The sequence below is a fragment of the Pseudomonas sp. S2_C03 genome (genome assembly GCF_054668405.1).
Genome location: NZ_CP162766.1, coordinates 3,865,488 through 3,883,140 on the forward strand (window position 1 = coordinate 3,865,488; position 17,653 = coordinate 3,883,140).

General features: G+C 61.0%; 13 protein-coding genes. 6 read left to right on the plus strand and 7 right to left on the minus strand.

All coding sequences use genetic code 11. The features are described from left to right. On the plus strand, positions 1-312 hold the full coding sequence (locus tag AB4N64_RS17845; protein ID WP_460126792.1) for an Mpo1-like protein: 312 nt from the start codon (positions 1-3) through the stop codon (positions 310-312). A gap of 41 nt (positions 313-353) precedes the next feature. Next, a complete protein-coding gene (locus AB4N64_RS17850; RefSeq protein WP_460117209.1) occupies positions 354-944 on the plus strand; it encodes an HD domain-containing protein in 591 nt (196 codons plus the stop codon). 45 nt (positions 945-989) lie between these two features. Here the strand turns inward: AB4N64_RS17850 and AB4N64_RS17855 are convergent, their stop codons facing one another. Continuing rightward, positions 990-1,805, minus strand: a complete 816-nt coding sequence (locus tag AB4N64_RS17855; protein WP_460117210.1) for a UDP-2,3-diacylglucosamine diphosphatase — start codon at positions 1,803-1,805, stop codon at positions 990-992. Positions 1,806-1,940: 135 nt separating this feature from the next. Here AB4N64_RS17855 and AB4N64_RS17860 point away from each other — a divergent pair, with 135 nt between their 5' ends. Both AB4N64_RS17860 and AB4N64_RS17865 read left to right on the plus strand, forming a co-directional pair. Next, on the plus strand, positions 1,941-2,705 hold the full coding sequence (locus AB4N64_RS17860; RefSeq protein WP_460117211.1) for a helix-turn-helix transcriptional regulator: 765 nt from the start codon (positions 1,941-1,943) through the stop codon (positions 2,703-2,705). Between the two features lie 90 nt (positions 2,706-2,795). Continuing rightward, the gene (locus AB4N64_RS17865) at positions 2,796-3,689 is read left to right on the plus strand and encodes a DMT family transporter (RefSeq protein WP_460117212.1); all 894 of its coding nucleotides are present in this window, start codon (positions 2,796-2,798) and stop codon (positions 3,687-3,689) included. Here AB4N64_RS17865 and AB4N64_RS17870 read toward each other — a convergent pair. The 4 genes from AB4N64_RS17870 to recQ form a co-directional block, all read right to left on the minus strand. Next, the gene (locus AB4N64_RS17870) at positions 3,683-3,970 is read right to left on the minus strand and encodes an Rdx family protein (protein WP_460117213.1); all 288 of its coding nucleotides are present in this window, start codon (positions 3,968-3,970) and stop codon (positions 3,683-3,685) included. The genes AB4N64_RS17865 and AB4N64_RS17870 overlap by 7 nt on opposite strands. 45 nt (positions 3,971-4,015) lie before the next feature. Then, positions 4,016-5,779 carry a FimV/HubP family polar landmark protein gene (locus AB4N64_RS17875; protein ID WP_460117214.1) on the minus strand — a complete coding sequence of 588 codons (1,764 nt, stop codon included), beginning with the start codon at positions 5,777-5,779 and terminating at the stop codon, positions 4,016-4,018. Between the two features lie 127 nt (positions 5,780-5,906). Continuing rightward, positions 5,907-6,341 carry a MarR family transcriptional regulator gene (locus tag AB4N64_RS17880; protein WP_460117215.1) on the minus strand — a complete coding sequence of 145 codons (435 nt, stop codon included), beginning with the start codon at positions 6,339-6,341 and terminating at the stop codon, positions 5,907-5,909. A gap of 129 nt (positions 6,342-6,470) precedes the next feature. Continuing rightward, complete coding sequence (gene recQ, locus AB4N64_RS17885; RefSeq protein WP_460117216.1) at positions 6,471-8,597, minus strand: DNA helicase RecQ; 2,127 nt, start codon at positions 8,595-8,597, stop codon at positions 6,471-6,473. Between the two features lie 406 nt (positions 8,598-9,003). Here recQ and AB4N64_RS17890 point away from each other — a divergent pair, with 406 nt between their 5' ends. Both AB4N64_RS17890 and AB4N64_RS17895 read left to right on the plus strand, forming a co-directional pair. Further along, entirely contained in the window at positions 9,004-9,591 is a 588-nt protein-coding gene (locus tag AB4N64_RS17890) for a UPF0149 family protein (protein ID WP_192302196.1), read from the plus strand. A 40-nt stretch (positions 9,592-9,631) separates the two neighbouring features. Then, a complete protein-coding gene (locus AB4N64_RS17895) occupies positions 9,632-9,991 on the plus strand; it encodes a YbaN family protein (protein WP_460126794.1) in 360 nt (119 codons plus the stop codon). Between the two features lie 70 nt (positions 9,992-10,061). On the opposite strand, the gene AB4N64_RS17900 is transcribed toward AB4N64_RS17895, so the two are convergent. Both AB4N64_RS17900 and AB4N64_RS17905 read right to left on the minus strand, forming a co-directional pair. Further along, positions 10,062-16,766: an Ig-like domain-containing protein gene (locus AB4N64_RS17900; protein WP_460117217.1), complete on the minus strand. Its 6,705-nt coding sequence runs from the start codon at positions 16,764-16,766 to the stop codon at positions 10,062-10,064. After that, positions 16,766-17,176 carry a retention module-containing protein gene (locus tag AB4N64_RS17905; RefSeq protein ID WP_460117218.1) on the minus strand — a complete coding sequence of 137 codons (411 nt, stop codon included), beginning with the start codon at positions 17,174-17,176 and terminating at the stop codon, positions 16,766-16,768. The genes AB4N64_RS17900 and AB4N64_RS17905 overlap by 1 nt, the downstream gene beginning before the upstream one ends. Positions 17,177-17,653 lie beyond the last annotated feature (477 nt).

Below are 17,653 nucleotides of genomic sequence, written 5' to 3' on the forward strand. Positions count from 1 at the left end.
GTGGAAAATATCAGGCGTTTCAACAGCTTTGCTGAGTTTTACCCGTATTACCTGAGTGAGCACAGCAACAGCACTTGCCGACGACTGCATTTTATCGGCACGACGCTGGTCATCCTGATCGTGGCCCTGAGCATTGGCAAAGGCGCGTGGCTGTGGCTGCTGGCGCTCCCGCTGGCAGGCTACAGTTTCGCCTGGGTCGGGCATTTCTTTTTTGAGAAGAACCGGCCAGCGACCTTTCAGCACCCTTTTTACAGCCTGCTCGGCGATTTCGTCATGTACCGCGACATGGTCCTGGGCCGCGTGCCGTTCTAGGCCCGAGGCTGCCCCCCTCGTACAGAACAAGAGGATGAGCGATGAATGCCAATGCCCGCTTCACCCACATGCAGGATGGCACGCAAGAGGACTGGGCGATCATCGCCGCAGATTTCAGTGCCTACGCCAGACAATTGCCGACACGGATCATGGCGCACCTGAAACTGCTCGAGGGTGATTTTGGCGGTTTTCCGGTGGATCGCCTGACCCATTCCCTGCAAACCGCCAGCCGTGCGTGGCGCGACGGTCGCGATGAGGAATATGTGGTGTGCGCCCTGCTCCACGACATCGGCGACACCTTGGGCTCCTATAATCACCCGGACATCGCAGCAGCGATTCTCAAGCCTTTCGTCAGTGCCGAAAACCTGTGGATGGTGGAGAAGCACGGAATCTTCCAGGGCTACTACTTCTTTCATCACCTGGGCATGGACCGGCATCTACGCGAGCAATTCAGCGACCATCCGCAGTACCAGGCGACCATCGAGTTTTGTGCCAAATACGATGCGGCGGCATTTGACCCGGCTTACGACACGCTGCCATTGAGTTTCTTCGAACCGATGATGCAACGCCTGTTTACCCAGCCCAAGCAGTCGATCTACAAGGCGGCGATGGCCGAGCATGCGCCGGCCTGATGGACCGAGGGAATTCATCGCGGGCAAGCCCGCTCCTACAGGAGGTCAGGCAGGTTCCGGGATTTTCAGGGCCTTCAATTCCGCCTCTCGCGCCTGGGCATCCGCCAGCCGATAAAGCTCGATCGAGCCATCCCAGTGCTCGATCAGTGCTGTGCAGGATTCCACCCAGTCACCGCAGTTGAGGTAATCCACCTCGCCAACCTTGCGTATCTCGGCGTGGTGAATGTGGCCGCACACCACCCCGTGCAACTCCCGTTTGACACATTCGTGGGCGATGGCTTCTTCGAAGTCGCTGATAAAGCTGACCGCCGTTTTGACCTTGTGCTTGAGGTACGCCGACAACGACCAGTAACCGTAACCGTAACGAGCGCGCCAGTGGTTGAGCCACCGGTTGAGGGTCAGGGTGAACTCGTAGGCCGAGTCACCGAGGAAGGCCAGCCAGCGGTGATAACGGGTGATTACGTCGAACTGATCGCCGTGGATCACCAGCAGGTGGCGACCGTCTGCAGTCACGTGTATCGCTTCGTCCACCAACTGGATGTTGCCAAGAATCAGCTTGGAATAGCGCCGCAGGAATTCATCGTGGTTGCCGGTGACGTAGATCACTTCGGTACCGCGCTTGCTCATGGTCAACAGGCGGCGGATCACATTGGTGTGCGCCTGGGGCCAGTACATGCCGCCGCGCAGCTTCCAGCCATCGATGATGTCGCCGACCAGGTAGATTCTGTCGGCGTGGTAGCCCTTGAGAAACTGCGACAAGTGTTCGGCCTGGCAATCCCGGGTGCCCAGGTGCACATCGGAAATCCACAAGGTTCGCACACGTTGCTTACGACTGGGTTTGGCGAGCTCGGCGCTGGTCATGGGCAACCCTCTGCGATTGTTTTTGCAAGCTTGCGCCGAGCGGGTTAATCGCCCATGACAGGCGCGAGTCAGTCCTGTGACAACGCGCCAGGGCGAGCGCGGTGTAAACTGTCAGCCTTATTTGGGAGACCCGCGATGAGACCGCTGCTCACACTGCGCCAATACACCCATGACCAGATCGTCCACAGCCATGACCACGCGCAACTGGTGTTCGGATTGTCGGGCGCACTGGATTTCGAAGTCGACGGGCGTGGCAGCCAAGTGGTCCAGCAGAGTTTCGTGGTGGTTCCTTCCGGCTTCCACCATGCCTGTGGCAGCCCCAACGGTAGCCGCTGCCTGGTGCTGGATGTGCCGAGTGACGGGTGGGTGACACAAAACCTTGGCGATCATGCCGACGCCAGCCGGCACCTGCTCGACCATCCCGGGCGCCTGCCACTGAATACTGCACAAGACAACCTGGTCAACTGGCTGGCGAACAGCCCGGTCAACGACCCGGTCATTGCGCAACAGGGCGCCGTATTGCTGCTGGCCAGTCTCAACGGGGTCGTACCCGAGACAGGCGGCGGACGCCGACTGCCCTACGCCGAATTCAATGCCCACATTGACCAGTGTGCAGCCTACCCACTGCAAGTGGCTGATCTGGCGCGTATCTGCGGCCTGTCCACTGCACGGCTGCACGCGCGGTTCGTTGCCGAATGCGGCCAGACGCCGATGGACTACATCCGCAGTCGACGCCTGCATATGGCGGTGCGGCTGTTACGCACCTCGGCATTGCCCATTGGCGAGATTGCCGTCCGGGCAGGCTACAGTTCACAAAGTGCATTTTGCGCAGCCGTGCTTCGCGAATTTGGCACCTCACCAGGAAAACTGCGACGAGAGGCCAGCGACAAAACTCGCTAGCCTGGCGACAGACCGCGCGGGAGGCGATGCGCTTTAATGGAGCCACTGACGATGCCCGTCAGCGTGGCTCAACGTTCTCCAAGGATTGCAATGACTCCCCGTACCGCCCTTGGCGCCCTGCATATCGGTGCCCTGATGTTTGGCCTGACCGGCGTGCTCGGTAAACTCGCCGCCGCCTCCCCCGCCATCATCGTTTTTGGCCGTGCAGCCTTCGCCGTGCTCGCCCTCGGCGTATTCTCACGCCTGGCCAGCCAAAGGCGCTGGCACAAGCTCAACGCTTCGGATTGGTGCCGCCTGCTGCTCGGTGGCCTGCTGCTGGCCGGCCATTGGGTGAGTTTTTTCATTTCCGTGAAAGTCGCCGGTGTCGCCATTGCCACCCTGGGTTTTGCCAGTTTCCCGGCGTTCACCGTCATCCTCGAAGGGCTGATTTTCCGCGAGCGCATTCGTGCCAATGAAATCATCCTGGTGGTGCTGGTGAGTGTCGGACTGGTGCTGGTGACACCGGACTTCGACCTCGCCAGTGGCGCCACCATCGGGCTGCTCTGGTCGGTGGGGTCCGGCTTGCTGTTTTCACTGCTGTCGCTGACCAACCGTGCCAGCTCCACAAAAATAGCCCCGGTACAGGCAGCGCTGTGCCAGAACGTGGTGGTTGCGGTATGCCTGTTGCCGGTGGCCGCGCCTCAACTGATCGAAGTCCGCGCGCTCGACTGGCTGTGGATTGCCCTGCTCGGGGTGTTCTGCACGGGCCTGGCCCACAGCCTGTTCGTCGCCAGCCTCGCCGTCATCAAGGCCAGGACCGCCGCAGTAGTGTTCGCCATGGAGCCGGTTTACGGCATTACCGTGGCCTGGCTATTGTTCAACGAAAATCCGACGCTGCGCATGCTGATTGGTGGCGCCTTGATCATCGTCGCCATTGTGGTGTCTGCCAGATTGTCAGGCGGACCCGGCAAAAAAGTGATGGTTGCCGAAGCCGCCTCTCACTGAGCGCGATCGTTGTGCCCGAGGTCGCGGTCCGGATCGATCTGATCACGGACCCGCTGCTTGAGCACCTTGGCCTCGGGGAAACCACCGTCCGCCTTGCGCTCCCAAATCTGCACGCCATTGCAGAAAACGTGGAACACTCCGCCGGTGCCTGGCACCAGCGACACCTTGCCCAGATCGTCGCCAAAGGTGCTGAGCAGTTCCTGCGCCAACCAGGCGGCACGCAACAGCCATTGGCATTGCGTGCAGTAGGTGATGACAATTTCGGGTTTTTGCGTATTCATGACGGGGCAGATTCCTGAGCCAAAGGGCGCCGTCATGATAGAGGCTCAGCGGATACCGGCCAACAACGTACGTGCGGTTTGCTTGAGTGGTTCATCAGCGTCTTCAAGCAACTGGTTAAGCAGGTCAATGGCGCTGTCCAGATCACCCTCATCGATGCAGGTCTGCGCCTGTTCCAGTTTGTCCGCGTTGCTCGTCCCCGACGGTTCCAGCTCCAGCGCTTCAAGCTCAAGCGACTGACCGGGATCAGCGAACTCATTGAGAAAGTCATCGTCCAGCGTCTGGGCATCCGGTTCGGCAATCCACTCCAGCTCGGGCTCATCCCGCGTCGGTTCTCCCGGCATCTCGAATGGCAACACATGCAGGTTCGATGCAAATGCCGGATCCGTTGGTTTTTCCGCCATTTCACTGCCTTCGAAGGGGCTGACCAGATCCCAGTTTGAATCCATCGACAGCTCATCGAGGTTCAACTGAAACTCATCGCCAGCGTTGTTTTCGATCGTGGGAGTCACGACGGGGGCGGCGGCCGCGACGACGGGTATCGCTGTAACCGGCGCGGGCTTGCTCAGTTTAGGAAAACGGGTTCGCATGTCCCGGAGTTGCAGTGGATCGAACCCCGCCTCGCGTAGGCTTTTTTCCTGGGCGTTGTAGGCGGGTTCGTCACCCTGCTTACCGAGAACGTCCAGCAATTGCATGGCCAGATCCGTGCGCTGGGGTTCCTTGGCCAGCGCATCGCGCAACAGGGCGGCCGCTTCGGCAAAACGACCGTAAGTCAGATAAAGGCCCACACCTTCCAACACATCGCCGGTGGGCGATTCGTCGTGATGGTCTTGTTCAGGTTTCGACAGAGAAGACTGTTGCACCGGTTCAAAGACCGGCTCAAGCACCGGTTCATGGCGCGACGCCGATGCGGGTGAGTCTTCGGGCACCGCCCGAGCTTGCTGGCGTTGACGCCGAACGAACGCCACCAGCAGCAACGAGGCGATCAATGCCAGCAAACCGACAACCAGCAGCCAGTTGATGCCTTCGGGCTCTTCAACCGCGACCGGCGCCGGTATTGCCTGTTGCGGAGCGGCCGCTGGTGCCGTCTGGACTTCCGCCAGACGGGTTTGCAGTTCGGTGATCTGTTTTTTCTGTGCCGCAATCTGTTCGTCCTGGGCTTGCAGCCTGGCGTTCAGTTCGTCGACGTTTTTTTGCAGCTGCTGGTTGCTCAGCACGCTGGCGGCCAACTGCTCGGCGGATTCATCGGCAACCGCAGCGGCAGGCGAAGCAGGCTGCGTGGCTGTGGCAGGTTTCTTCGCCGCAGGGGGCGCAGCGGCAGCCGGCGTGACACTTGGAAACGGAGAATTCGCCGTGCGGGTGTCCGGCTCATCGGCAACCGGTACGATGCCCGGCGTGCCCGGTGGATCGATCAGCACCGTGTATTCGCGCAGCACACGTCCATTGGGCTGATTGACCTGGACGAGGAAATCGAGAAAGGGTTCAGTGACGGCCTTGCTGGAACTCACGCGGATCAGGTGGCGATTGCCGCGCAGGATTGGGGTGAATTTGAGGTCATTGAGGAAGAACACGCGCTCGACGCCGGCACGACTGAATTCATCCGCTGTCGCCAGACTGACCGACAGGTCGCTCTCCTCCAGTCCTGCTGCATCTTCCAGGGCGATATCGGCGCGAAACGGCTGATCAAGCGCCGAATGCACGGTGATTTCCCCCAGCCCCAGCGCGGACGCCCATGCCGAGTAAGCCACTAATCCAACGGCCAGCAAACACCTGGCGAACCCTCGCAGTACTACGTGCCGACTCTCAAGCATGAGCATCCCTTAGATAACAGAACACAACCACGCGTGTTCGCATATCCGGTACGAACACGATATTGCCTACTAGTTCTTTATAGTCTGCTCAGCGGGGGTTCTCAAAAAGCCGAGATTCGTTTGTGCCTCATAATTTTTCCAGATTCGCCAGGATGTGCCCGTGAACCCGCATGCACACCTTCAGATCCGCCTCATCGACACCTTGAAAAACTTCGTGGCGAAGTTGGGTGGCAATGGTTTCGATTTGTTCGATCAAAGGGCGAGCCGGCGCACACAGTACGATTTTCTTTGCCCGGCGGTCTTCCACCACCGATTGGCGCTGCACCAGGCCCTGACCTTCCAGGCTATCGAGCAGGCGTGCCAGGGTTGGCCCTTCGACGCCGACACTTTGCGCCAGCTCCCTTTGGGTAGGTGCTGCTTCGAAACGCGCCAGGTGCAGCAGCACCAGCCAGCGCGCCTGCGACAAACCCAGGCCGGCCAGCCGGCGATCCAGTTCGGCACGCCAGCCGCGAGACATCTGAGCCAATTGCATGCCAAAGCGGTGTTGTTCGGTTAACGGCATAAAACACTCATGGTTAGACTGAAATCGATAAAACTAATTATTAGTCAGCTAAGCATGGCCTTCGACTCGAGGCAAGGTTTGCTCTGCACTGAATCGTTACATCAATAGACCGAGATCAAGTTTTGCGCGTCAGATCTCGAATTCCGATTGCAGCGCAGCCCGGACGCAGTACAACACCCCTTCAGGCACCCGCCCGGCAAACAGTTCAGCGACCTGCGCAACCGACGGCAGTTCGCCTTCACCGTCGAGGAATGCATCCTGCACTTCACCCATCAGTTCTTCCGGCAAATCCAGCGCCTGCTCCAGCGACAACTGCTGCTGGCCGATGGCGTCGGCGAGCATGGTGTAGACATTCTTTTCCGAGCATTGCAGTTGGCCGGCAATCTGCAACGGGGTCATGCCGGCGCGTGCCAGCGTGATCAATTCGTGGCGAACGTCGGCCACCGCCTTCGGTGCCTCGACCTGACCGCCAAGCACTTCGAGGAACGCCTCGCCGTAACGCTCCAGTTTGCGAGCACCGACGCCACTGACCCGGGCCATTTCCGCCAGCGAAGTCGGCTGACTGCGCAGCATTTCCAGCAGGGTCGAATCGGGGAAGATGACGTAAGGCGGCACGCCGTGCTCTTCGGCAAGCTTGCGACGCAGGGCGCGCAAGGCTTCCCATTGCTCGCGCTCCTCCCCGCGCACCAACTGGCTCGCCTGGCTCTTGCTGCTTTTCGCCGTGGTCTGTGGTTTGAGGTCGCGACGCAGTTCCAGGGTGACTTCGCCCTTGAGCAGCGGCCGGCAGGTATCACTCAGGCGCAGTCCACCGTAGCCCTCCAGGTCGATGTCGGCCAAACCCCGCGCCACCAGTTGCCGGAACAGCGAGCGCCATTCGCTCTCGCCCATCGCCTTGCCCACCCCATAGACCGACAGATGCTGGTGACCAAAACTGCGGATTTTTTCGTTGTCCTTGCCCAGCAACACATCCACCAGATGGCCGACGCCGTAGCGCTGGCCGGTGCGGTAGATGGCCGAGAGCGCCTGGCGAGCCGGTTCAGTGGCATCCCAGGTCTGTACGCCATCGACGCAATTGTCGCAGTGGCCGCACGGCTCGGGCATGTCTTCGTCGAAATAGGCCAGCAGCGTCTGGCGACGGCAGCGGGTTTCCTCGCAGAGCGCCAGCATCGCATCGAGCTTGTGCTGCTCCAGGCGTTTGTGGCGTTCGTCGCCTTCGGAGTTTTGCAGCATTTGCTTGAGCATCACCACATCTTGCAGGCCGTAGGCCATCCACGCGTCTGCCGGCAGACCGTCACGGCCGCCGCGACCGGTTTCCTGGTAGTAGGACTCAAGGGATTTGGGCAAATCCAGGTGTGCGACGAAACGCACGTTCGGCTTGTCGATGCCCATGCCGAACGCCACCGTGGCAACCATGATCAGGCCTTCTTCATTGAGGAATCGCCGCTGGTGCTCGGCACGGGTTTCGTTGGCCAGCCCCGCGTGATACGGCAGCGCAGGAAAGCCCTGTTCACTGAGGAACACGGCCACTTCGTCGACTTTCTTGCGCGACAGGCAGTAAACGATGCCGGCATCGCTGCGCCGTTCGGCGAGGAACGCCAGCAACTGCTTGCGCGGCTGTTCCTTGGGCACGATGCGGTAAAAGATATTCGGGCGGTCAAAACTGGAGAGAAAACGCTCGGCATTCTGCAGGTGCAGGCGCTCGACGATCTCTTCACGGGTTCGCTTGTCGGCGGTCGCGGTGAGGGCGATGCGCGGAACATGGGGAAACAATTCCGCCAGTTGTCCCAGTTGCAGGTATTCGCGACGGAAATCGTGGCCCCATTGCGAAACGCAGTGGGCTTCATCGATGGCAAACAGGGCGATATCGAGATTTTGCAGAAATGCCAGCATGCGCGGCTGGACCAGGCGTTCGGGTGCCAGATAGAGCATTTTCACTTCGCCACGACGGATCCGCTCGGCAAGGTCGCGTTGCTGCTCGGCGCTCAGCGTGGAGTTCAACGAGGCCGCCGCAACGCCCAGTTCTTCAAGGGTCGCGACCTGGTCGTCCATCAGCGCGATCAGCGGAGAAACCACCACCGCCAGGCCTTCGCGCAACAGCGCCGGCACCTGGAAGCACAAGGACTTGCCGCCCCCGGTAGGCATCAGTACCAGGGCATCGCCGCCGCTGGCCACGCGCTCAATGATTGCACCCTGGCGGCCACGGAAACTGTCGTAGCCGAAGATGTCCTTGAGGACGCGTTGAGCCTGTTCGAGCATAAAAACTCCAAAAATCACCGAAACATCCCTGCAAGGCTGGTTCACTAGCGACAACGCTGCACTGGCAAATGGTAAGTGCGCATTGCATGACGCTGTACATTTGAGCCGCAACGCCGGCAGGGCATCACAAAACGCGCAAGTATACCCGAGGCCTTCCGTGCGCAGGGTGCCGCTGAGAAGACACTGGAACTCAAATACACTGAGATCCCCTGTGGGAGCGGGCTTGCTCGCGAATGCGGTGGGTCAGACGACGTTGATGTCTTCTGACACGCCCTCTTCGCGAGCAAGCCTGCTCCCACAGGGGGGATGGCGGTGTTCTGCGGATCGATTACACCGCGCGGCTGGCCTGTGTGCTCAAGAAGGCCTAGAATTCCCGCATCTGTTTAATTCCCAAGGTAGCCCTTTAATGTCCTTCGCTGAGCAACTGACCCGCCTGCAAGTCTTCCTCGACGCCGATGAACTGCATGACGAGGCGCTGGACTACGTGGCCGCCCATGGCTACCTCACCGCGCTGTCGATCTGTTCCGAGCAGGTTCCGGACCGCGAGTGGATCGATGCCCTCTTCGCCGAAGAGCCGCACTACGCGGACGATACCGAGCGTGAAGCGATCGAATCCACCCTGCTCGCCCTCAAGGCGCACATTGCCCGCCAACTGGCGTCGGACGAAGAGTTCGAGCTGCCTTGCGAGCTGGACCTGGGCGACGACCCGGACGACTCCGACCTGCGCGGCTGGTGCATCGGCTTCATGGAGGGCGTGTTCCTGCGCGAAGCGGCCTGGTTCGAAACCGCCGAAGAAGAAGTCAGCGAAATGCTCCTGCCGATCATGGTCGGCTCCGGCCTGTTCGACGAGCAGCCCGAGTTCTCTGACATCGCGGCGGACGCCAACCTGATGGACGACATGATCGTTCAAATTCCGGAAGCCCTGACGGCGCTGTACCTGCTGTGCAACGCGCCAGACGAAAAACCGGCGATCCTCAAGCCACGCCACCACTAAGGTTGTGCCTGTGGACAACCCCATAGGCAACCGGCCCTTGATGTTGCGCTACGTGCTGCTGGCCATCGGCTGGCTCAGCGTGGCGCTGGGAGTGATCGGTATTTTCCTGCCGGTGTTGCCCACCACACCCTTCCTGTTGCTGGCCGCTGCCTGCTTCGCTCGCAGTTCACCCCGCTTTTACCACTGGTTGGTGGAGCATCCACGCTTGGGTCCGTGGATTCGTGATTACCTGGAGGGCAACGGCATTCCACTCAAGGGCAAGGTCTACGCCATCGGCCTGATGTGGTTCAGCATTCTGCTCTCCTGTTATCTGGTGCCGCTGCCCTGGGCACGCGGCTTCATGCTGACCAGCGCAGTGCTGGTGACGATCTACATTCTCAGGCAGAAAACGCTGACCTGATCCTTTGCAGGCACAAAAAACCCGCCATCCCCATATCGGGGATGGCGGGTTTTGTCGTCTCGGCCTCAGGTCACACCGTATCGACCTTCAACGAATGGTCATTGAGCATGCCGTTGATGATGGTTGCCGTGTCCGCACCGTTGATCACCCCACCGGCACCAGGTGTCACGCCGTAATGGCTGGCCAGGTCCACACCGGCCAGGTCGATGGTCTGGTTCGGCGCGGCGCCGGCCATGGCACTGACGTCGATGGAGGTGACCAGTGAATCGCCGCTGCCGGTGACCTTGAAGTGCAGGTAATCATCCAGCGACGCCGCAGTGCCGTTTTCCCCTTGCAACAACTGCGACAGGTCGAGCTTGTCGATGCCCGGGTTGAAGTCGGTGACCACGTCGTGGCCGCTGTTGCCCTGCAGCCACTGGAAGGTGTCGGCACCGGCACCACCGGTCAGGGTGTTGTTGCCCATGCCGCCGATCAGCAGGTCATCGCCCCCGCCACCGTTAAGCACGTCGTGACCGAGGCCGCCAACGAGTACGTTGTTGCCGTGGTCGCCAATCAGTGTGTCGTTGTAATCGGAGCCGATCAGGTTTTCGATGCCAGTCAGCTTGTCGATGCCGGCGCCCACGGTGTTTTGTGGGGTCAGCAGGCTGAGATCGACCTTGACCCCGGCGGTGGCGTGGGCGTAGCTCGCGGTATCGATGCCGGTGCCGCCGTCGAGCAGGTCGTTTCCAGCGCCGCTGTACAGCAGGTCGTTGCCGGCCTCGCCGTGCAGTTCGTTGTTGCCGGCCCCTGCGGTGAGCACATCGTTGCCGTCGCCGGCGTTGATCACGTTGCTGCCAGCACCCGCCACCAACACGTCATCGCCGGTGGTGCCAGTGAGCGTGTGACCGTCCTGGTAGGAGATGCTCACAGCGGCGCTATCACTGCCGCCGTGGCCGTCGTTGGCGGTGTAGGTGCCGTGGTAGTCCGGGGTGACGTCATGGGCCCCTGAGTAATCGACCGTCATGGTCAGCTTGTAGTTTTCTGCACCTTTGCCGTACTTGCCACCGTCGTCGATGTTGGTGACACGGATCTGGTAAGTGCTATCAGCCTGGGCGGTAATCGACTGGCCATTGCCGATGAACTGGTAGTCGACTCCGTTGAGCGAATATTCCAGCGTCACGTGACCGGCAGCCAGATTGTGATCCAGGCTGAGCGTCTCTCCCTGTTTCAGGTTGACGGTGATGCGGTCAACGTCATTGCTGTTGTTATTGCTTACGGCACCCAGTGCACCGCTGACCACCAGCATCGCTGTCATGGCGGTGGCATTGGCGACGAAGGCACTGCGGGCAAGCGCAATGGATTGCACATTGCCATTCGTGAAGCTGACGTTCGGATTGCTGCCGGTGAAGTCCGCCCCCTTGGCGACCCAACCGGTGTTGAACGTGGTCGGCGAGGCGCTCAGCGCATTGCCGTTTGGATCGGTGTCGTTGGCCAGCAGCGCGTCACCCGGCAATGTGATATTGCCCGACAGCACGTTGGTGATGACGTGATCGGCCATCGCCACCGGTGGCGCGTTCGGCACCACCTTGACCACCAGGGTGGAACTGGCCAGGTCGCCGTCGTTGTCGCTGAGGGTGTAGCTGATGTTCTCTGTGATGACCTTGGTCGTGGCCGTCTGCGAAGTGTAGGTGTATTCGCCGGTGTCGAGGTTGACCACCAGGGTGCCCTTGCCGCCGGTGGCAATGCTCAGGGTATTGTTGGTGGTGTTGAAGGTGCCGTGGTTGGCACCGCCACTGACATTCAGCGAACCCTGGTTGCTGTTGCCTTTGGGGTCGAACGTGTAGGTGGTGCCATCAACGGTGATCGACTTGACGAAACCACCGTCGGCGCCGAATGAACCACCCTCGCCCAGCAGCGAACCGGTGACGGGCGCGCCGGTCACTGTGCCCGAAAGCACCGAGTTGAGCTGGTTGAGGTCGGTCACGACGGTCGCATTGGTGTTGCTGCCCTGACCGACGCCGGCGCTGCCGTCATAGGCCAGCGGATCGAGGTTGGAATTGCTGACACCGCTGCCCAGGCCAATGGCGTAGCTTTCGATGTGATTGTGTTCGAGGAACGATTTCCAGTTCGCTTCGTCGTTCTTGCCAATATCGCCCTCGTTGGGCTTACCGTCCGAAAAGAAGTAACTGACGTTCTGTGCCCCGGTGAGTTTGCCACTGGTGTCGAACGCATCCTTGGCCGTCGCAACCGCGGCATCGTAGTTGGTGTTACCGCCTGCTGTCAGGCCGGCGATGATCGCCTTGGCACCGGCCACATCGACCCAGACTGGCGTCTTGTCCGAGGCGTCGTGGTTGAACGTGACGATCTGCACCTTCACGTCCCCCAGATCGTCGTACTTGTCGAGCAAGGCATTGAGCGCCTGCTTGGCCAGGTCCAGGCGAGACAGGTTACCCACGCCGGATGCGTCCTTCATGCTGCCCGACACGTCGATCACCAGCAGCAGGTTGGTGTCGACCTCCGCCGCCGACACGGAGCGCTCGGCCGGGACAGCCTTGGGCACATCGTCAACGATGTTGACCTTGATCGTGCTGATACTGGTGTTGCCCAGGTTATCAGTTGCCTTGTAGGTGAAGCTTTCACTCAGCGTATTCGCGCCGTTGTTGGCCGAAGGGTTGGTGCTGGCTGGCGACGTCAGGGTGTAGGTGTAGGTGCCGTTGGGGTTGAGCTGAATCTGGCCATAAGTGCCGTGGTCATTGCCCACCAGGGTGTAGGTGATCGACCCCGAGCCGCCGGTGACAGAACCGACCAGGGTGCCGGAAGCGGTTTCGCCGGTGTGGCCCGGGTCGCTGCCGGTCACCGTGCCGGCGGCCAGGTCCTGGCCGTCCTTGCTCAGGTCCAGCGCCTTCTCGTAGACGGTGATTTCGTTATCGACCGAAGCCGTGAGGCAACTGTTGATCACATCGACGGTGACGGTCGTGGTGCTCTCGTCACCATCGGCATCACGGATGGTGTAGGTGAAGGTGTCACTTGCACCGGAGCCGTTCACCGCGTTCGGGTTGCTGTGGTATTCGGCATTGCCCATTGCGTCGAGGATCAGGTAGCCGTAGGTGCCATTGATCTTGGTACCGACACCGCTGTGGGCCGGAGTCGAGGTGTCCGAACCGAAACGCACGCCCACCACGCCACCACCCGCCGCGTAGCCATCGGCGCCACTGACGTCGTTGTCCAGCACGTTGCCGGAGATGATCCCACCTTCGCCCACTGACGCCTTGTCCGCATGGGCGGTGGGAACGTCGTCGACAATGTTGACGGTGATGGTGCTGGTGACCGTGTTTCCTTGGGAATCCGTGACCTGATAAGTGAAGGTTTCAGTCACTGTGTTGGCACCGTTGTCCGCGTGCGGCGTCGTGCTGGCCGGCGAGGTCAAGGTGTAGGTGTAGGTCCCGTTCGGGTTGATCAGAATCTCACCGTAGGTGCCCGTTGCACTGCCCACCAATGCATAGGTGTGGCCGGCGCCACCGGTGACGGTTCCAACGAGGGTGCCCGTCGCGGTCTCGCCCGTGTGCCCCGGTTGGCTGCCTTCGACGGTACCCGGTGCCAGGTCCTGGCCATCTTTGGTCAGGTCGAGGGCATTTTCATAAACGGTCACTTCGCTGCCTTTCACCACGGTGAGGCAGCTGTTGATCACATCGACGGTAATGGTCGTGGTGCTCTCGTCACCATCGGCATCGCGAATGGTGTAGGTGAATGTATCGCTCTCACCGGAGCCGTTCACCGCGTTTGGATAGCTGTGGTATTCCGCGTTGCCTTGGGCATCAAGAATCAGATACCCATAAGCGCCGTTGATCTGGGTGCCGAGCCCGCCACTGACCGGAGTCGAGGTGTCCGAGCCAGCCCGTACGCCGACCACGCCACCACCGGCGGCGTAGCCATCGGCGCCGCTGACATCGTTGTCCAGCACGTTGCCGGAAATGATCCCGCCCTCGCCGACCCACGCCTTGTCGGCATGAGCGGTCGGCACGTCATCGACGATGTTGACGGTGAGGGTGCTGGTGACCGTATTCCCCTGGGAATCGGTGACTTGGTAGGTGAAGGTTTCGGAGACCGTGTTGGCGCCATCGTTCGCGTGTGGCGCAGTGTTGGTCGGCGAGGTCAGGGTGTAAGTGTAGGTCCCGTCCGGGTTGATCAGGATCTGGCCATAGGTGCCAGTCGCGCTGCCCACCAGCGTATAAGTGTGACCGGCGCCGCCGACGACTGTGCCGACCAGGGTGCCGGTCGCAGTTTCGCCCGTGTGCCCCGGCTGGCTGCCTTCGACGGTGCCCGGTGCCAGGTCCTGGCCGTCCTTGGTGAGGTCCAGTGCATTTTCGTAGACGGTCGCGGTGCCAGTGCCCACCACGGTGAGGCAACTGTTGATCACGTCGACGGTAACCGTGGTCGTGCTCTCGTCACCATCGGCATCACGAATGGTGTAAGTGAAGGTATCGCTCTCACCGGAGCCGTTCACCGCGTTTGGATAGCTGTGGTACTCGGCATTGCCCTGGGCATCGAGGATCAGGTAGCCGTAGGTACCATTGATTTGGGTGCCAAGGCCGCCGTGGGCCGGTGTCGAGGTGTCCGAGCCAGCCCGTACGCCGACCACGCCACCACCTGCGGCGTAGCCATCGGCGCCGCTGACATCGTTGTCCAGCACGTTGCCGGAAATGATGCCGCCCTCGCCGACCCACGCCTGGTCCGCGTGGGCGGTCGGTACATCGTCGACAATGTTGACGGTGAGGGTGCTGGTGACCGTGTTGCCTTGGGAGTCGGTGACCTGATAGGTGAATGTTTCAGAGAGGGTGTTGGGACCGTCGTTCGCCTGCGGCGAAGTGCTGGCCGGCGAGGTCAGGGTGTAGGTGTAAGTGCCGTCCGGGTTGATCAGAATCTCACCGTAAGTGCCCGTTGCACTGCCCACCAATGCATAGGTGTGACCGGCGCCGCCGGTCACCGTACCGACCAGGGTCCCGGTCGCGGTTTCGCCCGTGTGCCCCGGCTGACTGCCTTCGACAGTGCCTGGAGCCAGGTCCTGGCCGTCCTTGGTGAGGTCGAGGGCTTTCTCGAAGACCGTCGTTTCAGCCGTGCCCACCACGGTCAGGCAACTGTTGATCACGTCGACGGTGATCGTGGTCGTGCTCTCGTCACCATCGGCATCGCGGATGGTGTAGGTGAACGTATCGCTCTCACCGGAGCCGTTCACCGCGTTTGGATAGCTGTGGTACTCGGCATTGCCCTGAGCATCCAGGATCAGGTAACCGTAGGTGCCGTTGATCTGGGTGCCCAGGCCTCCGTGGGCCGGCGTCGAGGTGTCCGAACCAGCCCGCACGCCGACCACGCCACCGCCCGCCGCCAGACCATCGGCGCCGCGCACATCGTTGTCCAGCACGTTGCCGGAAATGATCCCGCCCTCACCGACCGACGCTTTGTCCGCATGGGCGGTGGGCACGTCGTCGACGATGTTAACGTTGATCTGGCCGGTGGCCGTGCTGCCATCGGTATCCGTCGCAACGACGTCGAAGCTCGCAGAAATGCTGTTGGTGCCATCGGCATTCGGGTGAGCACTGTTGTCCTTCAGGGTGTAGCTGTAACTCACCACCCCGGTTGCCGGGTCGTAGCCGGTGATAATGAATTGCGCACCGCTGTCAGTCACGATGGTCTGCGGAAATCCTGCGGCAACACCGCCGCTGATCACCGCGATGCCGCCCACGGTGAGGCTCTGCAGGCCATCGGCTGCATTGACGGTGAAGGTGCCGGTCTGGGTCAGCGCCGTCGCATCAGGGTCGGTGCCTTCGGTGAGGTTTTTCTCGTAGACGGTGATCTCGCCGCCTGTGACGTCCAGGCCACCCAGGCTGACGCCGTGGTTCTGAATGTTCAGCACCAGGTTGGCCGTGCTGCTGTCTCCGTCGGCATCGGTGAGCACATAGGTAAAGGTTTCCGTGCCGCTGCCGCCTTCGTGCAGTGCCTGGAATTGCGGATCGCTGGTGTTGAGCGTGTAGGTGTAGGTGCCGTTGGCATTCAGGACCAGGGTGCCATAAGTGCCGACGAACGTACCCGCGGTGATCGGCCCAGTTGTCGGGCCGGTCGGTACTCGGTCCGCGCCCTGCACGTCGTTGGTCAGCACATTGCCTTCCAGGGTCAGGTGATTCGACGTGGCCGTACCGGCGTTACTGTCGTCGATTGCCTTGGGCACGTCGTCAGTGATGTTGACGTCGAGCGAGCCAGTGGCGGTATCACCATCGCTGTCGCTGGCGACCACGGTAAAGTGCTCGCTCAGGTTATTCGGGCCGTCACCCGCCGAATGGGTTTCGTTGCCGTTGAGGGTGTAGCTGTAACTCACGACGCCGGTAGCCGGGTTGTAACCGGTCACGGTCAGGGTGTTGCCCAACGGCGTGGTAATCACCTGAGGAAAACCGGCGATCACGCCGTTGCTGACCACGTTGATCCCGCCGACACTGAGGTTGTTCAACCCGTCCGGTGCGGACACCGAGAACGTGCCATTCTGGGTCAACGCTGCCGGATTGTTGAGGGTGCCGCTCTCCAGGTTGGCTTCATTGAGCGTCAGCTCGCCGCCCTCCACGGTCAAGCCCGTAAGGGTGACGGGATTGTCCGGAGCATCAGGCACGATCGGGGCAATCGGTGCATCCGGGCCGCCGTTGTCCGGATCACCCGCCAGTAGTCCGCGGGGAAACTCGGGAATGCCGTTGAAGCCCGCCGTAGGGAAACCGACGGTCGGATCGACCCGCCCGGCGACTTCCTCCAGCATCACAAAACTATGGCCGCCGCCCAGGGCGCCCCCCCGGGGTTGCCAGGAGCACCAGGGCCTGCTGCCGTGGCCTCTGCGCTTTGCGTCGGGTCATCGCCGGCCGCAATGGCTTTCTGGATTTGCTCGACGTCGGTCAGTTGCGCCTGGGTCGGCGTTCCCGCGTCATTGGTGTCGACATGCGGCACGCGGTCCGCCAGCAACTGCGTGTTCATCTGCAGGCTGCTGCCACGCCCAAGCGTGAGTTCCTGGCCATTTTGCAAATGCACGGCCACGGCGCCATCGGCCCCGGTCACCAGTTGATCGCCGGTAAACAGTCGATCCCCCTCGATCAGCGCGCGGCGAGTGCCGTCGCCGGACTCGGCGAACACCTGACCAATGACCTTACTGACGATACCGATGAGCGTAGCCATATGCATTTCCTCCGCTGCCAACGGCTGTTGGCATCCTGTTGTTTGCGAAGAACGGCTTGTGGCTTGGGCATGTCATCGGCGGAACGTCTGCCGGGCCGCGGCCTGATCCAGCAAGCCGCCGCCCCGGCGACGAACTCGCCAGGCGATTCGCTCGCGTCCGGGATGTGCGCCTCAGCCTAAAACCCAATGCAATCAATCACATTGGGGTGCTATTGCGAATCCATCCCTCCTGCGAGCGATGCGTAACGATTTTGAAGCACCGAACGACAAAAAACCGTCGCTCAAAAATCGTCCCGCCTCCCTCCCCTCCAGCACTTCTTCGCCCTATGTCGAAAAGTTGTTGGAACTTTATCTGAACCGTAGATAGGCTCCGTAACGCACATAAATCAAGGGTTTTCGCTGAGAACAATGTGCTGGATTTTTCGGAGTGCATAAGTTTTTTTTAGAATAACAATTATGAAAAAAACTTCTAAGCTT

Excerpts from the sequence above, each read along its gene's own strand:
- recQ (WP_460117216.1), bottom strand. The coding sequence starts at position 8,597 with ATGCTCGAACAGGCTCAACGCGTCCTCAAGGACATCTTCGGCTACGAC.
- AB4N64_RS17860 (WP_460117211.1), top strand. The coding sequence starts at position 1,941 with ATGAGACCGCTGCTCACACTGCGCCAATACACCCATGACCAGATCGTC.
- AB4N64_RS17855 (WP_460117210.1), bottom strand. The coding sequence starts at position 1,805 with ATGACCAGCGCCGAGCTCGCCAAACCCAGTCGTAAGCAACGTGTGCGA.
- AB4N64_RS17890 (WP_192302196.1), top strand. The coding sequence starts at position 9,004 with ATGTCCTTCGCTGAGCAACTGACCCGCCTGCAAGTCTTCCTCGACGCC.
- AB4N64_RS17900 (WP_460117217.1), bottom strand. The coding sequence starts at position 16,766 with ATGCTGGAGGAAGTCGCCGGGCGGGTCGATCCGACCGTCGGTTTCCCT.
- AB4N64_RS17870 (WP_460117213.1), bottom strand. The coding sequence starts at position 3,970 with ATGAATACGCAAAAACCCGAAATTGTCATCACCTACTGCACGCAATGC.
- AB4N64_RS17905 (WP_460117218.1), bottom strand. The coding sequence starts at position 17,176 with ATGGCTACGCTCATCGGTATCGTCAGTAAGGTCATTGGTCAGGTGTTC.
- AB4N64_RS17875 (WP_460117214.1), bottom strand. The coding sequence starts at position 5,779 with ATGCTTGAGAGTCGGCACGTAGTACTGCGAGGGTTCGCCAGGTGTTTG.
- AB4N64_RS17880 (WP_460117215.1), bottom strand. The coding sequence starts at position 6,341 with ATGCCGTTAACCGAACAACACCGCTTTGGCATGCAATTGGCTCAGATG.
- AB4N64_RS17865 (WP_460117212.1), top strand. The coding sequence starts at position 2,796 with ATGACTCCCCGTACCGCCCTTGGCGCCCTGCATATCGGTGCCCTGATG.
- AB4N64_RS17850 (WP_460117209.1), top strand. The coding sequence starts at position 354 with ATGAATGCCAATGCCCGCTTCACCCACATGCAGGATGGCACGCAAGAG.
- AB4N64_RS17895 (WP_460126794.1), top strand. The coding sequence starts at position 9,632 with ATGTTGCGCTACGTGCTGCTGGCCATCGGCTGGCTCAGCGTGGCGCTG.